The 15,008-nt window shown below is 46.9% G+C and carries 13 protein-coding genes and 1 riboswitch; of the genes, 4 read left to right on the plus strand and 9 right to left on the minus strand.

Features of this window, described 5'->3' with window-relative positions:
* Nucleotides 1–134: 134 nt before the first annotated feature.
* From ACWXW9_RS03455 to ACWXW9_RS03465, 3 genes are all read right to left on the minus strand, one after another.
* Nucleotides 135–311: a gallidermin family lantibiotic gene (locus ACWXW9_RS03455; protein WP_134912015.1), complete on the minus strand. Its 177-nt coding sequence runs from the start codon at nucleotides 309–311 to the stop codon at nucleotides 135–137.
* A 462-nt stretch (nucleotides 312–773) separates the two neighbouring features.
* Nucleotides 774–2,876 carry a ribosomal protection-like ABC-F family protein gene (gene abc-f / locus ACWXW9_RS03460; RefSeq protein WP_494928291.1) on the minus strand — a complete coding sequence of 701 codons (2,103 nt, stop codon included), beginning with the start codon at nucleotides 2,874–2,876 and terminating at the stop codon, nucleotides 774–776.
* A 106-nt stretch (nucleotides 2,877–2,982) separates the two neighbouring features.
* Nucleotides 2,983–3,126 carry an RAxF-45 family protein gene (locus ACWXW9_RS03465; protein ID WP_494928292.1) on the minus strand — a complete coding sequence of 48 codons (144 nt, stop codon included), beginning with the start codon at nucleotides 3,124–3,126 and terminating at the stop codon, nucleotides 2,983–2,985.
* Nucleotides 3,127–3,312: 186 nt separating this feature from the next.
* On the opposite strand from ACWXW9_RS03465, the gene ACWXW9_RS03470 reads away from it, so the two are divergent.
* On the plus strand, nucleotides 3,313–4,731 hold the full coding sequence (locus tag ACWXW9_RS03470) for an AAA family ATPase (RefSeq protein ID WP_494928293.1): 1,419 nt from the start codon (nucleotides 3,313–3,315) through the stop codon (nucleotides 4,729–4,731).
* On the plus strand, nucleotides 4,712–5,440 hold the full coding sequence (locus ACWXW9_RS03475; protein ID WP_494928294.1) for a hypothetical protein: 729 nt from the start codon (nucleotides 4,712–4,714) through the stop codon (nucleotides 5,438–5,440). The genes ACWXW9_RS03470 and ACWXW9_RS03475 overlap by 20 nt, the downstream gene beginning before the upstream one ends.
* A gap of 112 nt (nucleotides 5,441–5,552) precedes the next feature.
* Here the strand turns inward: ACWXW9_RS03475 and ACWXW9_RS03480 are convergent, their stop codons facing one another.
* From ACWXW9_RS03480 to ACWXW9_RS03505, 6 genes are all read right to left on the minus strand, one after another.
* Nucleotides 5,553–6,716 (minus strand): MFS transporter, encoded by a 1,164-nt coding sequence (locus ACWXW9_RS03480; RefSeq protein ID WP_494928295.1) that lies wholly within the window; start codon nucleotides 6,714–6,716, stop codon nucleotides 5,553–5,555.
* A 69-nt stretch (nucleotides 6,717–6,785) separates the two neighbouring features.
* A riboswitch (purine riboswitch) is annotated at nucleotides 6,786–6,885 on the minus strand.
* A gap of 56 nt (nucleotides 6,886–6,941) precedes the next feature.
* Nucleotides 6,942–7,901, minus strand: a complete 960-nt coding sequence (locus ACWXW9_RS03485) for an acetylxylan esterase (protein ID WP_494928296.1) — start codon at nucleotides 7,899–7,901, stop codon at nucleotides 6,942–6,944.
* A gap of 11 nt (nucleotides 7,902–7,912) precedes the next feature.
* Nucleotides 7,913–8,962 (minus strand): glycoside hydrolase family 130 protein, encoded by a 1,050-nt coding sequence (locus ACWXW9_RS03490; RefSeq protein ID WP_494928297.1) that lies wholly within the window; start codon nucleotides 8,960–8,962, stop codon nucleotides 7,913–7,915.
* 45 nt (nucleotides 8,963–9,007) lie between these two features.
* Complete coding sequence (locus ACWXW9_RS03495; protein WP_494928298.1) at nucleotides 9,008–9,841, minus strand: carbohydrate ABC transporter permease; 834 nt, start codon at nucleotides 9,839–9,841, stop codon at nucleotides 9,008–9,010.
* A gap of 2 nt (nucleotides 9,842–9,843) precedes the next feature.
* Nucleotides 9,844–10,728, minus strand: a complete 885-nt coding sequence (locus ACWXW9_RS03500; protein WP_149094265.1) for a carbohydrate ABC transporter permease — start codon at nucleotides 10,726–10,728, stop codon at nucleotides 9,844–9,846.
* Nucleotides 10,729–10,795: 67 nt separating this feature from the next.
* On the minus strand, nucleotides 10,796–12,118 hold the full coding sequence (locus ACWXW9_RS03505) for an ABC transporter substrate-binding protein (protein WP_494928299.1): 1,323 nt from the start codon (nucleotides 12,116–12,118) through the stop codon (nucleotides 10,796–10,798).
* Between the two features lie 322 nt (nucleotides 12,119–12,440).
* On the opposite strand from ACWXW9_RS03505, the gene ACWXW9_RS03510 reads away from it, so the two are divergent.
* The gene (locus ACWXW9_RS03510) at nucleotides 12,441–13,616 is read left to right on the plus strand and encodes an AGE family epimerase/isomerase (RefSeq protein WP_494928300.1); all 1,176 of its coding nucleotides are present in this window, start codon (nucleotides 12,441–12,443) and stop codon (nucleotides 13,614–13,616) included.
* A complete protein-coding gene (locus ACWXW9_RS03515; protein ID WP_494928301.1) occupies nucleotides 13,613–14,812 on the plus strand; it encodes a glycoside hydrolase family 130 protein in 1,200 nt (399 codons plus the stop codon). The genes ACWXW9_RS03510 and ACWXW9_RS03515 overlap by 4 nt, the downstream gene beginning before the upstream one ends.
* The last annotated feature ends 196 nt before the right edge of the window (nucleotides 14,813–15,008 follow it).

A 15,008-nucleotide genomic window follows, 5' to 3' on the forward strand; every position in this document is an offset into this window, starting at 1 on the left:
GTTTCCAACCGTTTCAGAGCTGAAAAATCCATGTTTTATTCAAGGAAGAAGAAGGGATTTCTAGGTCCCTTCTTCTTTTGCTTGATTATTAATATACAATAGCCATTCATTATTTTATAAAGGCAACACTTGGATTAACAAAGTGAACCGACGTTGGTAAAGCATTTGTTTCCGCAGGTTGCAACACAACTGGCAGCTGTTTTGCCGCTACCGCATCCGCTAGAACATGCCACAATGCTCAATACTTGAGGTTCCACAGAACCTTGAGATTTGTTTACTTGAACATCCAGATCAAATAAATTGTCAGCCATTGCATTCTCCCCCTTTCGTTTTTAGTCGTACCCTTCATTTTCAACGAGCTGCCAAAAATTCGCCCGTCGAATGATTTTCCTTCTTTACAACGTAAAGAAGGATTTATATGAACAACACCCCGACCAGATCGTCACCCACTCGAAATATTGCCATATACTACGTGGACAATTTATATGTATGTTCTTTGTTGGCAACCAAAACTTCTTTTAACAATGTTGTATAATATCTCTATAGACACAAGAATATCACATGTTGCAAAATGAAAAAGGTATATACCAAATGCATGAATATAATTTATAAATATTCATTTATATTAATATGTGGTTATTAATTATCATTCGATGTTTCTATAAACCGTACCCAAATAGCCCTGCGGCGAACGTTCTACCTCAGGGCTATGCTTTGTATAAAATTATACCGTTGTTGCTCTAGCAATGCTCATCCAGTGACCATCCCGCCACCTACGCCAGTTCAATCCACTCGCCGAGCAGCGTGTCCAGCTCCGCTTGCAGCCACTCACGCGCATCCCACAGCTCCGCCATATGCGACGTGTCGTCGCTTGTGCTGAGCTGGTCCAGCTCGGCATCCGCCGCCGCCAATTCCGCTTCCTTGGCGGCAATCGCCCGCTCCAGCCGCTCGCTGGATACGGCGGGCGTGCGGGATGGCTTCGCGGCCTTCGCTCCGCGTGCCCCCGTGCCAGCGGACAGCCCGCCACCTGCGGCGGGCGAGTCCAAACGGCCTGCCGCACCCGGACGCGTGCGGCTCGCATCGGCTTCGGCAGGCGCTCCTGTCCGCGCAGCCGAAGCCGTTCCGTTGCTGGCTGCACTGGCAGATGCAGCCCCGCCCAAGCCTGAGCCGCCACCTGCTGCGGCTCTGCTTCCGGATGCCGTGCGCCCCCCGGCATCTCCTGTGCTCAGGAAGCGGGCGTGTTCCAGCTCCCGCTTCTTCGCCCGGTATTCATCGAAGCCGCCCAGATAGGAGGCCAGCTTTCCGTCCTCCAGCTCCCAGACACGCCCGGCCAGCTTATTCACAAAATAACGGTCGTGCGAAATCGTCAGCACGGTTCCTGTGTAACTGTCCAGCGCTTCCTCCAGCGCCTCACGTGAGTCGATGTCCAAATGGTTGGTCGGCTCATCCAGCACCAGCAAGTTCGGCTTTTTCATGACCAGCAACGCCAGCCGCAAGCGGGACCACTCTCCACCGGACAGCATGCTAACAGGCTTAAACACATCTGCTCCGTAGAACAAATACTTCGCCAGTAGCCCGCGTGCCTCGCCTTCCTCGACGCCCGCTTCATCTTTGAAGTACACAAGCACGGTCGCACGACTGTCCCGCTCTCTTTCCTGCTGCGCCAAATATCCATACTCCACGCGTGCGCCCCATTGCACCATGCCTGCATCGGCACTCTCCTGACCGAGCAACAGCTTGAGCAGTGTCGTTTTTCCCGAACCGTTATCTCCCAGCAGAGCGACCTTTTCGCCGAATTCCAGACTTCCTGTAGCACCGTTTAATATCTGGCGCTCCCCGTAGGCTTTGGCTATTTCTTCGAAATGCAGCACCCGCCGGCCCGAACGGTCCTCCAGCCTCAAATTAAACTCAGCCCCTTGCGGGTCCAGTACAGGCCGCTTCACCAGCTCCATGCGCTCTAATGCTTTACGGATCGAGTTCGCTTTTTTAAAAAACTTTTCGTTATCCCCATTGCGTCCCCACTCTTCAAGACGCCGAATGGCCTCTTTCATCTTCTTGATCCGCTTTTGCTGTTCCTTATAATCCTCAAATTGCAGCAGCAGCCGTTCTTCCTTTTCCTTGACGTAGCCACTGTAGTTTGCATAATACGTAAACGCCTCGCCATCCTCCAGCTCAATCATCTTGACGGCAACGCGATCCAGAAAATAACGATCATGGGATACAACCACACACGCACCCGTATAGCCTTGCAAAAATTGTTCCAGCCATTCCAGACCTTTTAAATCCAAATGGTTGGTCGGCTCATCCAGCAGCAACAGATCCGGTCGTCCGATGAGTTGGGACGCGAGTGCAATTTTCGTTTTCTCCCCGCCGGACAGGGAACCGAAGCTGCGCGTATACATGGCTTTGGCAATACGCAGCCCGTCAGCTACCTGATCGATATTCGCATCCATTTCATAGCCGCCGCTTCGCTCAAACCGTTCTTGCAAGGCAGCATACGATTGCAGCAGCTTTTCCAAACGATCCGCATCCGCAGCTACAATCGGATCGGACATTTCACGCTCCAGCTCGCTCATCTGATTACGGCAATCCTTCAGCTCACGATAGGCGTAAGCCAGCGTTTCGTATACGCTCAAGTGTTCAAACTCTGCCGGGATTTGCGGCAAATAGCCGATTTTCGTATCCTTGGCGATGACGAGCTGTCCTTCATCCGGTCGGGACAAACGCGCAATGAGGCGCAACAGGGTGGTTTTACCGCTTCCGTTGCGACCGATGAGTCCCACCTTTTCCCCCGTATGAATATCAAACGATGAACCGTCCAGAATCAGATTGGCACCGTGGTATTTTTTCAATTGTTGACTGTTCACGATATACATGTTTAGGCTCTCCTTTATTTAGGAAGACCCTTACCCGCGCAACACAAAAAGAGCCGCAGGAGCTAGTAGCCCGCGACTCTTTGGATGATACAGCAATCCGTTCGAGTTAAGGTAGGCGTCTTCTCGCGATGTTTATAACCGTATGCTTAAAATTGGACAGACTTCTCCCGTTGAATGGAAAAGCATGCATAATGCCAGCCATAGCAATCGGCAGCTGGCTAATACGGTTGTTCAGCATCTCGTGATTCACCTACCTCACCTCCTTCTTCATAATTGGGTGTAGTATAGCATAATTTCTTGCATGATAAAAGAGGGGAATGCCTCAAGTATTTTCATAAGAAAAATAAATATTTTCAGTTTATTTATCGTTCATTTTGGCATATAATATTCTATATATATAAATAATAATCAAAAATGAGGTTTAGGAGACAAAATAATGAATATTAGAGTAAGGATATCCGATTTAGAAGCCAAAAACTTCAAAAATATAATTGATGGTAAAATATCCTTCCCTAGCTCAAAAACCCAATCATTCAATAATGCAGACGTTTTAGGTATATATGGGCAGAATGGTTCTGGTAAAACGGCTATTGTCGAAATATTTGAAATTCTCCATGCTTTATTAAATGGCGACAGATTAAAAAAAGAGTATGCCCGTTTGATTTATCAGGACAGTGACTCTGCAAGTTTAAATTTTACTTTTATGATTAAGTTAAATGATAAATTATTCGAAGTTCTCTACAATTTAGAGCTGACTAAATTTACTAATGAGAATTTTGAAAATCCTGATTTGGAAAACATCTCTTCAGAAATCTCAATACATGTATCCAAAGAAGAGATTAAGTATAAAGAAATTAAAAAAGGATCTAGACCTAAAACTGCTATCCAGTTCTCCAGAAGCAACGATGAGGATTATTCGGTAGGCCCCCAGACCATCTATAAGAAAATCAAGTTAAACAAGAGCGATTCTTTTGTTCTTTATAAAGTCAATTCCCAACTAGCTTTTAAAGAGTATACGTCCTTCTTTTTTAGAAAAGAAGGAATGGAACTAGTCAAAACAATACTTGATCAGGAAGCCTTTGAACTATTCCGTATTTTGAAAGAGAATTTCGCCAATAATCTATTTGTTCTGAATAACCAACAATCTAGTCTTACTCTTGCTAATATTTTAATACCTGTACATTATAAGCGGCAAGATGTGAACACCGGAGAAACTAGTTACAGTATTATGATATTCCCGAGTAATGAACCTAGAAAAATGGCAATTAAGCTTTTTAATATGATGCATAGTATGTTCTCATCAATTAGTAAGGTCTTGAAAGAAATTATACCAGGATTAACTGTAGAACTAAGACCTTTGGGTGAGGAAACATTAAAAGATGGAGTTCGTGGTATGAGGGCTGAACTTGTCTCCATCAGAGAAAACAAAGTATTGCCCATTGCTTGTGAATCTGATGGAATTAAAAAATTAATTTCAATTCTTAGTTCATTAATTGTTATGTACAATGACCCAAATGCTTGTATTATTATTGACGAACTGGACGCAGGGATATTTGAATATCTTTTAGGAGAGATCGTTAAAATACTAAACGACAGTGGAAAAGGACAATTGTTATTTACTTCTCACAATTTACGTTTATTAGAGGTTTTAAACAAAGATAACTTAGTCTTCACGTCCACAAACCCAGAAAATCGTTTCATCCATTTGAAAGGCATTAAAGATACCAATAACATCAGGGATGTTTATTTTAGAGCAATTCAACTCGGAAATGATGATGAGTCAGTGTATGAAGTTACAGATAGATACTCCATAATGGACGCTTTTGAAGAAGCAGATGAATGGAATCATGGCTAGGAAAAGGGCAGTAATCATAATCGTCGAAGGCGTTTCGGATGAACGAGCGCTTTCGACAATCACCAAATATGCCAAAGAACTATTTGATGTACATATTCATTTTTCAAACGGAGACATTTTCACCAGAGCATCCAATAAAGGTGCAAAGGCCGTCGTTGGGGACGAAATTCAGAAAGTGATGAATGAAACAAAATACACTAAAAAGGATATCTTAGCTGTCATCCAAATTACAAATACAGATGGAACTTTCATTAAAGATGATTCAGTCATCGTAGATCACACTTTGGATAGGAAATTACTGTATCTAAGTGATTCTATAAAAGTATCTGAGCCACATAAAGCCTTGGAAATCAGAAGAAGGAACAAAAATAAAGCTCATAGTTTAAAAACAATGTATTCCGCAACAACGATCAAAAAAGATATTCCTTACTACCTATTATATTTCTCTTGCAATCTGGATCATATTATTCATGATGAAAGAAATCTAGAAGAAGAATATAAAACCTCAAAAGCCAGAACATTCAGTGGCAGATTCAAGAATAAGCCTGATGATTTTTTGAATTTTTTTAAGGATAACAGTTTTGTGGTAACTGGTACCTTAAAAGAAACTTGGGATTTTATACAGGATGGTCATCATTCATTGGGGAGATATACTAACTTTCATATCATTTTCGATATCTTGAACACCCTAACCAATAAAAAGGAGTAGTATTAAATAATTTAAATTTACGACCTTATATGTACTAATTAAGAAAAAAATCCCAAGTTTCTTTCGAGAAACCTGGGACTCATAGAAAAATAACATCTAAGTCATAATGGCTCTAATTCCTAAGCGTCTGCAATGTCCCGCTTCTCGTAATCGAAAATACGCCACATACAAAAGCGACAATCACAAAAGCCCCGCCTACCCAGGCGTTCGTGGCAACCGATTCACTATTCTCAATTACCGCACCGCCCAAGGCTGAACCGAGAGCAATCCCGATCTGGAGAGCAGAGAAATTGAAGCTTTGCTGAATACTTCCTGATTCGGGGGCATTTTCGATGAGATAGCTCTGCATCGGCGGGGACAAGGCCCAGCTCAATATTCCCCAGATGATCAGCAACGGCGCAAATACATACATCGAGTGAACCGAGAATGGCAGCAAGAACATCACGGCGATAAATACGCCCACAATGATTAAAATACTCTTCGCTGTGCCAAAACGATCCGCCAAAGAGCCGCCAATAAAACCGCCCCCAACGGCCGAAAGCCCAAATACAAAATAGGCGACACTAATCCACGATGCGTTCAAGCCCATCATATTCTCCATAAATGGAGTGAAATACGCATACAGTGTGTAATGGCCCGCCAACGTTAGCGTAGTCACCAGATGCGCACTAATCACCTTCACATTTTTCAAGGATTTCAGTTGCTCGCGCATCGGCACGACATGCTCCGTCGGAATCCGCTCCATAAACAAGTTCATGACGATCATAGCAACTACCGTCAACACGGCGATAATCAGGAACAGCACCCGCCAACCAAACGCATTTCCAATCAGCACCCCGGCTGGAATACCAAGCACGATGGACGAGCTAACCCCCATGGAGATCACACCGAGAACCCGGGCCTGATAAGCCTTGGACACCACTTTGACGGCAATCGTCAGCGATAACGTTACAATCAATGATCCACTTGCGGCGGTAACGATACGGGATATAAATAAGACCGCATAATTCGGACTCCAGAAGGCCAACAGGCTTCCCAGAATAAAAATAAACATCGACCATAAATACAGCCGTTTTCGTTCAATTCTGGCGGTCAGCGCCAATAAAGTCGGCCCGGCGATAGCATAGACAAGCGCGTAGATCATAATAAGCTGTCCCGCCGTGCTTACGGAGACATTCAAATCCTGCGCAATCTGGGGCAGAACGCCACCGATAATTAACTCCACCAGTCCCACCGTAAAGGTCGCAATCGTTAAGATAACTACTTTAAAGTTCATTACATAAGCTCCTTTGCTATCATGTAAATCCCTCGATATACGTAAAAAAATCCTGACCACAAGAAATGTACAAAGACGCACATTTTTTGTAATCAGGATTTATCGGTTCCTGGTAGAGACCCTCAAACCATATTATTGAGGTTATACAAATGGGACATTCATTAATCACGCATCACGAAGGTTATAGACATTACTATAAAGGAGCCTAACCCGAAGTTCAACCCCCTAAAGCTGTAAAAATTCGCTCATGGCGCGATCCGACAGATATGGTAAGTATTCATGGCCGTATTCGTGATACAGGAGCATTTCCTTGTCCGATACGATTTTATTGTACACCGCATACTGCGTGGAGGGTGGGCAAACCGTATCCGACAACCCCGTCACAAATAGTACCCGACCGCGAATACGATCTGCCAAATGTTGAATATCGATGTAGCCTAGTCGGTGAAATAACTCTTCCTCGCGCACATGGTTCGGATCAAACCAGCGAAAATAATACACCAGCTCCTCATATGCGGATGTGGTGGCATCCAGCGCCCAGGCTCTTTTATAGTCCGACAGGAACGGATATACCGGAACCGCTACACGTACACGTGGCTCCAATGCAGCACAGGCAACTGTCAATGCTCCCCCTTGGGAGCAGCCGAATGCGCCGATTCGATCAGGGTCTACCTGCTCCATCGACATCAGAATACGCACCGTCTGCACTGTATCCAGAAATACATTGCGGTAATAGAGCCGATCCGGGTCCGGGTCGTCGATTCCCCGGATGATATGCCCGCGAATCGTCGTTCCCTGAACCTGCAAGTTGTCCTCGGATAACCCGCCTTGCCCCCGACAATCCAGAGCCAGCACGGTAAATCCATGTGCCGCATAGCTCACTTTATCGAACCAGTCGCCACTGTCACAGGAATATCCGTGAAACATCGCCAAAGCCGGACCTTTTTCTATAAAATGCTTGGGTCGGACGAGCTTTCCATGAACCTTCGCTCCTCCTAATCCTGTAAAATACAGATGAAAGCACTCCACCAGCGGAGAGACAAAATCGGCTGGCTCCAGCGTATAATCCAGCGGCTGCCGCTCCAGTTCCTGTAGCGCCCGTTCCCAGTACGCATCAAAATCCGGCGGCTTCGGACTACTGCCCGTATACAACTGCAATTGCTGTAAAGACATATCCTCCGGCATTCGAGTCCCTCCTACATCCGGCCCGACTCATGGTCGTCTGCGACCACTTCATCCGTTGCGATGACATACTTCATCATGTCGGATACTGTCGTGTATGCGACACCTACATACGTGTCGGCGGCTCCATAATAGATCGCAATCCGTCCGGTGTCCGCATCATGCAACGTAGCACACGGGAACACTACGTTTGGCACAAAGCCACGTTCCTCATACCACTCTTCCGGGGTCAGCACGAAATTGGAGGAACGATATTTAACCTTAGATGGATCATCCAGGTCAAGAACGGCTACTCCCATGCTGTATACCAGCCCGTTACACGTGCCCGTCACCCCGTGGTAGAACATCAGCCAGCCCTCGGTCGTCTCAATCGGAGCCGGACCGCCGCCAATCTTCACGGATTGCCACCAGCCCTGTCCGCCCTTGCTCATCACATGACGGTGCTTGCCCCAATACACCAGATCCGGACTTTCACTGAGAAAAATATCACCAAACGGCGTATGACCGCTGTCGCTCGGACGGGATAGCAACACATAGTTTCCGTTTAGTTTGCGGGGGAATAGCACACCGTTTCGATTAAACGGCAGGAACGGATTTTCCAATCGTACAAAGTTTTTAAAATCCTTCGTTTGCGCTATCCCCAACGCCGCACCGTAAAAATCTGTACACCAGATGATATAATACGTGTCCTCCACTCGGACCAGACGCGGATCGTAAGCATAATTAGGCTGGTAATCGTTCCCTTCCTCATCGACCAAATGCAAGCGTTCCGTTTCGATGTCCCAAGCCAACCCGTCGTCACTCCAGCCCAGATGCAAATGCGGGCGTCCATTAATCGTTTCCGCCCGAAACACCCCCACAAACCGCCCCTCATACGGAGCTACTGCACTGTTGAAAATACGGGCAATGCCCGGCACCGGATTGCGTCCAATGACCGGATTCTCAGTATGTCTCCATACCGGAGCCTCACTGCCTTCAGGCTTATCTTGCCACGGCATTTCCGGCAGACTGTCTCCCACAATTCGTACGTTACCTACATCCAAATCCACATTCAATTTACTCATACATATGCTCTCCTCTCACCGAGACACTTGATTTTATCGATTTTTCTATTTCACTGAACCCTGTGCAAATCCGTTATAGATATATTTTTGTAATGCCAAAAATGCAATTAACGTCGGAATAATAGCAATGATTATACCCGCGCTGATCACTTCCCATTGCGAGCCATACGGCCCTTTAAACTTGAACAACGCCGTCGAAATGACCTGAAGGCTTGTTTTGGGCATATACAGAAACGGGGTGTAAAAATCGTTGTAAATATTAACCCCCTTGATAATAATGACCGTCACAATGGCGGGCTTGAGCAGGGGCAAAATAATGCGCCAGTAGATGGTCAGATAGGAGGCACCATCCAACATGGCCGATTCGTCCAGTGCCACCGCAATGGAATCCAGAAATTGCAGAAAAATATACACCGCAATAATATCGGTTCCCAAATACAGCAAAATAGCTGCCCAAGGCGTGTTAAACAGTTCCAGCTTGTTGATAATCTGGAATGTCGATACCTGTGTCGTTACCCCCGGAATGAGGGTTGCGAGCAAAAACGCACCCAGCATAAGGCTTTTGCCTTTAAATTTAAAACGATTCAAAATATACGCGATCATAGAGCCGGTCAACGTCGCGCCGATGATCGAAATGATCAGAATAAAGCCCGTGTTCACAAATCCGGTCAGCATGTTGCCGTTCACAAAGGCTTTGGCATAGTTGGCCCAATTGAACCAATTGTCCGGAGGAGTCAGAGGACTGGTAGCCGCATATTCAGTCTTTGTCTTCAAGGAAGCAAACAAAATCACGACAATCGGAAGCAGTGCGACGAACGCACCCAGCAACAGTGCGGCATACTTGATGCCGTTCGCCAGCATTCTTTTTAGCATATACACGGTTAATCCTCCTCTCCCCGAATCAGCAAACGTTGCAGCAGCGTAACCACGATCACAATCAGCAGCAAAATAACCGCCATCGCCGAGGCCAGACCAACCTTGCTGTACTTGAACGCCACGTCAATCGTTTGAATGACGAACGTTTTACTGCCATTGGAGCCGCCAGTCATAATATACGGAATATCGAATGCACTGATCGCACCGCTAATCGCCAAGATGAGATTCAACTGCAAAATCCGCTTGATACTCGGCAAAATAATGTACCGAAACTGATGCCAGCGGTTGGCCCCGTCCATATCAGACGCTTCATACAGATCACTTGATATGGAGGAAATCGCACCGAGAAACACAATAAAGTTAAAGCCCATGTATCTCCAGATCGACGTGCCCGCCAGTGAAATGTTGATAATCTCCGGGTTGCCCAGCCACAGCTTGATATACGAGCCCAGCCCCAGTGCCTGAAGTAGTGTATCCAGCGTGCCGTCCGGCTTGAAGAAGAATAGAAAAATAAAACCAATGGCCACCCCGTTCATCAGGGAAGGGAAAAATAAAATGCCCTTAAACACATTTTTAAACCAGGTTTGAAAGCTGAGAATGGTTGCAAAATAAAGGGCCAGCCCCATCTGTACAAACGTAGCGACAAAGTAATACAGACTGACCTTAAACACCGAGAAATACTCAGGGTCGGTAAAGATTTTGATATAGTTTTCAAAGCCCACATATTCCAGACGCTTACTATAACCGTTCCAGTCCGAAAAGCTGTATTTGAACATGTTGATCACCGGCAAGTACGCAAAAGTGATCAGCAGTGCCAGCGGAATAAATGAAAAGGCTGCAATAATCGCCAATCTTTGTTTGGAGTAGCTGAGATTCGAAAATTTAAACATGCTGCACCTCCTGGCTATCCGTCCATCGACTGCTACGTCGATCCTTTCTAATCGTCAGTTCAGATGACTATTTGGCTTCCTTCGCAGCCACTTCAGCACGCGCCTTCACCCATGCGTCGTTCAGATCCTTCATAATGGTGTCATACGATTCCGGGCGGTTACCAACCGCTGCCTCAATAATGCGTTTCTTGAAGTCCGGCTGCCACAAGCCGATTTCTCCCTTTTTATCGATTTTATCAACAATCCCTTCCTGTCCTTTTGGCGAAGGAGTAAGTGTTTCAAAGACAACTCCCTGATCTCCGTATTGCTTCAAAATTTCAGGTAATTTTGCACCCTGTAGCGGACTGATGCTACCCGCCTGCTCTACAGCATAGTTGGACTTCTCGGTAAACCAGTCCACCCAAGCACGGGCCGCTGCTTTATTTTCACTGTTTACGTTAATGCCGAGGTTGTAATCACCTGCCAGCGGAACAAGCACCCTGGAGGCATTTGTCGGAAACGGCATAAACCCGATATCATCCTTGTTGGTGGCTGTGCTTTTGATCTGGTCAATGGCCCAGGAGCCAAGTACCATCGTACCGATTTTCCCTTGAGCCAAATCCGCCTTGGAGGTTTCCCAATCCGTGGTGGTTGGGTCTTTTTCGATCAGACCATTTTTAGCCGCATCGTACATGATCTTATACAGCTCATAGTGAGGCTGACCCTTCGTAAAATTGTCGTCTGTATTCGGCTGTGTGACGTTCACATATTCCTTCGTACCCGCCACTGTAGCCAAATCAGCTTCCCACTGAGTCAGTGCCCACCCGGAGGCATAGTTCGTAAACAGTGGCACCGCCTTGGTTTTGTCCTTAATCTGCTGTAGCGCTTTCAAAAATTGATCCGGGGTTTTAGGAAGTTGCGTGATCCCCGCATCCTTGAACACATTTTTGTTATAAATCACACCGGAATACGTCATTGCTACCGGAATACCGTAGACATTATTGTCCACCATACGTTCTTCAATGCCGGTATACTTGCTTTTCATCTCCTCATAAGTGCCCAGCGGCTCGAAAAATTCGGGTAGTTCTGCAATGGGAATGCTGGTAGGAATAAGCAAAACATCTCCGTAATCCCTGGTGCCCATCCGAATTTTAATTTGGCTCTCATAATCGGCTAATGCCTGAAAATTGACCTTCACCTTCGGATAAAGCTTGTTAAATTCCTTGGCGTAGTCCTGAAACACCGTATCCACAATGTCTGTCCGTTGTGTAATGACCGTGATTTCACCTTCCATATCCTTCGGATCAGAGCTGGCTGCTGGCGTATCTGATCCTTTTGGGGCACACCCTGCAAACAACCCCGCTAACAATAGCACCGATAGTAACGGCACCAAAACCTTGGACAACTTCATAAAACGACCCCTCCTGCTTTTTGAAATAAGGTTATCGTTAAACTAACAAAATTATTTTATTATGATAACGCTTACTATGTCAATTTTATTATTTTACGAATATACAAGCTGAGCTATAAAAGTTTCACAATGTCAATAAAAATAGGACAGTCCTTCCCACCCAGAGTAATAACGTCAGCAGCATAGCTGCCCTGAAACATAACCATTATCCTTGGAGTAACGGTTATGTTTCAGGAGAGTTGACAGCTTTGAAATACGTGATTATGATTTTAAATAAAGTTAACGATAACCTAATATAATTTACAAAGGAGGGTTTTGCCTCTTGGATACATTGCTACATGAGATCAGACAGGAATGGAAGGATCATATACTCCCATTCTGGCTAAGGTTGAAGGATGAAGCGCACGGTGGATTTTATGGTGAGGTGGATGTCGATCTGCACATCCATACGAAGGCGGACAAGGGCGGGATTGCCACTGCACGGTTACTCTGGTCGTTCTCGGCGGCAGCCCGTGTGACCGGGGAACGCATCTATAAGGATGCCGCACGACACGCTTTCTTGTTCCTGCAAGAGCACCTGATAGACCCGGTATATGGAGGAATGTACTGGATGGCAGATCATACGGGCCGTCCTGCCGACACCTGCAAGCACGTCTATGCACAGGCATTCGCCATTTATGCCTTGTCCGAATATGCGGGGGCAACGGGCGACCCCGATGCACTGCCACTAGCTAAGGAGCTGTTTCACCTGCTGGAGCAAAAAGGATATGATCGCACCCGCCAGGCATATGGTGAACAATTTGACCGTATGTGGAACACACAGCCCAATGAGCTGCTCAGCGAAAACGGGGTTACTGCACATATCACCATGAATACACATATTCATGTTCTGGAAGCGTATACCCAATTACTGCGCGTATGGCCGGATGAAAGCGTGCGAGATGCACTGGTGAATGTACTGGACATTTTATACAGTCGTGTTTACGATGTTTCCGCCCGGCGATTGGGGGTATTTTTCGACAGTGACTGGCGCTCTCTGCTCGACCTGACCTCGTACGGTCACGACATTGAAGCCAGTTGGCTGATTGAGGAAGCTATGAACGTACTGGGGCACCATCCCCCGGAATATGTAGACATGGTGGTGGATATCGCCCATGCGGTAGCCGAACGTGCTGTTCAGCCAGATGGTTCACTGATCAACGAACGGGAAGGCAATCGGGTAGACACCTCGCGCATATGGTGGGTACAGGCAGAAGGAATCGTCGGCTTTTACAATGCGTATCAACGAACACAGGACGAACGTTTCTTACAGATTGTACGGGATTTATGGGCCTACACTCGGCAGTATATCGTAGATCCACGACCTGGAGGTGAATGGTTCTGGTCCGTTCAAGCGGATGGCAAGCCTGATCCGAGAGAGATTGCTGGACCTTGGAAATGCCCTTATCACAACAGCCGATTTTGCATCGAAATGCTGGAAAGGATGGGAACGAAATGATTCATACTCAATACAATAAGCTGCTGGTGCAGCAAGAGGAACTGATTACACGCCCGAATGAGGTCAACACCACCTTTTACAATGGCATCTACGAACGCTACCGTTACCCTGTACTCACACGTCATCACGTCCCGCTGCACTGGCGGTTTGATTTGAACGCGCAAACGAACCCGTTTTTCATGGAGCGTCTGGGCGTGAATGCAGCGTTAAACCCGGGCGCAATCTATCATGAGGGCAAATATATACTGGTTTCCCGCACCGAGGGGCTGGATCGGAAATCGTTTTTCGCCCTGGCCGAGAGCGATAACGGTATTGACCAGTTCCGGTTCATCGATGCCCCATTGATATGGGACGATATCGACCCGGACGAAACGAATATGTACGATATGCGGCTGGTGAAGCATGAGGACGGCTGGATCTACGGCATTTATTGTTCGGAGAAAAAGGACCCTGACGCACCAGCACACGACACCTCCAGCGCTGTCGCTCAGGCCGGACTGGTCCGCACCCGCGATCTTCGCACATGGACCCGTCTACCGAATATCTCCACCCGATCACCGCAACAGCGTAACGTTGTCCTGCACCCCGAATTCGTGAACGGCCAATACGCCTTTTACACGCGTCCGCAGGACGGATTTATTTCAACCGGCTCGGGCGGCGGCATTGCCTTCGGTCTGTGCGAGGATATTACACAGCCTGTGATTGAGAGCGAAACAGTGATTGACGAGCGCTGCTATCATACGGTGTACGAAGCCAAGAACGGGCAAGGGCCCGCTCCGATCAAGACCAGCCGCGGCTGGATTCATATCGCTCATGGCGTACGCAATACCGCCGCTGGTTTGCGATATGTGCTGTACACCTTTGCGACCAGCCTGGAGGACCCTTCACACGTCATCGCCAAGCCCGGCGGGCATTTTATAGCCCCTTATGATGAAGAGCGTGTCGGGGATGTCTCAAACGTTATTTTTTGCAATGGAGCAGTGGTTAACGAGCAAAATGAAGTCTTTATTTACTACGCCTCCAGTGATACCCGTATCCACGTGGCAACAACGACCATCGACCGCTTGGAGGACTACACGTTCAACACACCGCCTGACCCACTGCGTTCACTCGGCAGCGCCGCTGTCCGCCGTGAGCTGATTCAGCGCAATGAGGCGATGTTGCAAGCACGCCCTCATTCTTCGCAGCGGACATAAGCCGCAAGCTTTATCCTGCATGCGGAACCATGTATACTATCCAGAGAACAACTGTTATCCGCAGGCTAATGGTTGTCCTCTGGGCAGCTACACTGCTAATCTTTATGTTTACAGGGCAGCTATGCTGTTAATCTTTATGTTTACAGGACAGCTATGCTGCTGATTTTTCTCGACAGGGCGGCTACGCTGCTGATGT

Source organism: Paenibacillus sp. LT-B23, assembly GCF_059417685.1.

What these genes read in the sequence shown, in the direction of transcription:
- ACWXW9_RS03455 (WP_134912015.1), bottom strand. Translation starts at nt 311, where the DNA reads ATGGCTGACAATTTATTTGATCTGGATGTTCAAGTAAACAAATCTCAA.
- abc-f (WP_494928291.1), bottom strand. Translation starts at nt 2,876, where the DNA reads ATGTATATCGTGAACAGTCAACAATTGAAAAAATACCACGGTGCCAAT.
- ACWXW9_RS03470 (WP_494928293.1), top strand. Translation starts at nt 3,313, where the DNA reads ATGAATATTAGAGTAAGGATATCCGATTTAGAAGCCAAAAACTTCAAA.
- ACWXW9_RS03475 (WP_494928294.1), top strand. Translation starts at nt 4,712, where the DNA reads ATGAATGGAATCATGGCTAGGAAAAGGGCAGTAATCATAATCGTCGAA.
- ACWXW9_RS03480 (WP_494928295.1), bottom strand. Translation starts at nt 6,716, where the DNA reads ATGAACTTTAAAGTAGTTATCTTAACGATTGCGACCTTTACGGTGGGA.
- ACWXW9_RS03485 (WP_494928296.1), bottom strand. Translation starts at nt 7,901, where the DNA reads ATGCCGGAGGATATGTCTTTACAGCAATTGCAGTTGTATACGGGCAGT.
- ACWXW9_RS03490 (WP_494928297.1), bottom strand. Translation starts at nt 8,962, where the DNA reads ATGAGTAAATTGAATGTGGATTTGGATGTAGGTAACGTACGAATTGTG.
- ACWXW9_RS03500 (WP_149094265.1), bottom strand. Translation starts at nt 10,728, where the DNA reads ATGTTTAAATTTTCGAATCTCAGCTACTCCAAACAAAGATTGGCGATT.
- ACWXW9_RS03505 (WP_494928299.1), bottom strand. Translation starts at nt 12,118, where the DNA reads ATGAAGTTGTCCAAGGTTTTGGTGCCGTTACTATCGGTGCTATTGTTA.
- ACWXW9_RS03515 (WP_494928301.1), top strand. Translation starts at nt 13,613, where the DNA reads ATGATTCATACTCAATACAATAAGCTGCTGGTGCAGCAAGAGGAACTG.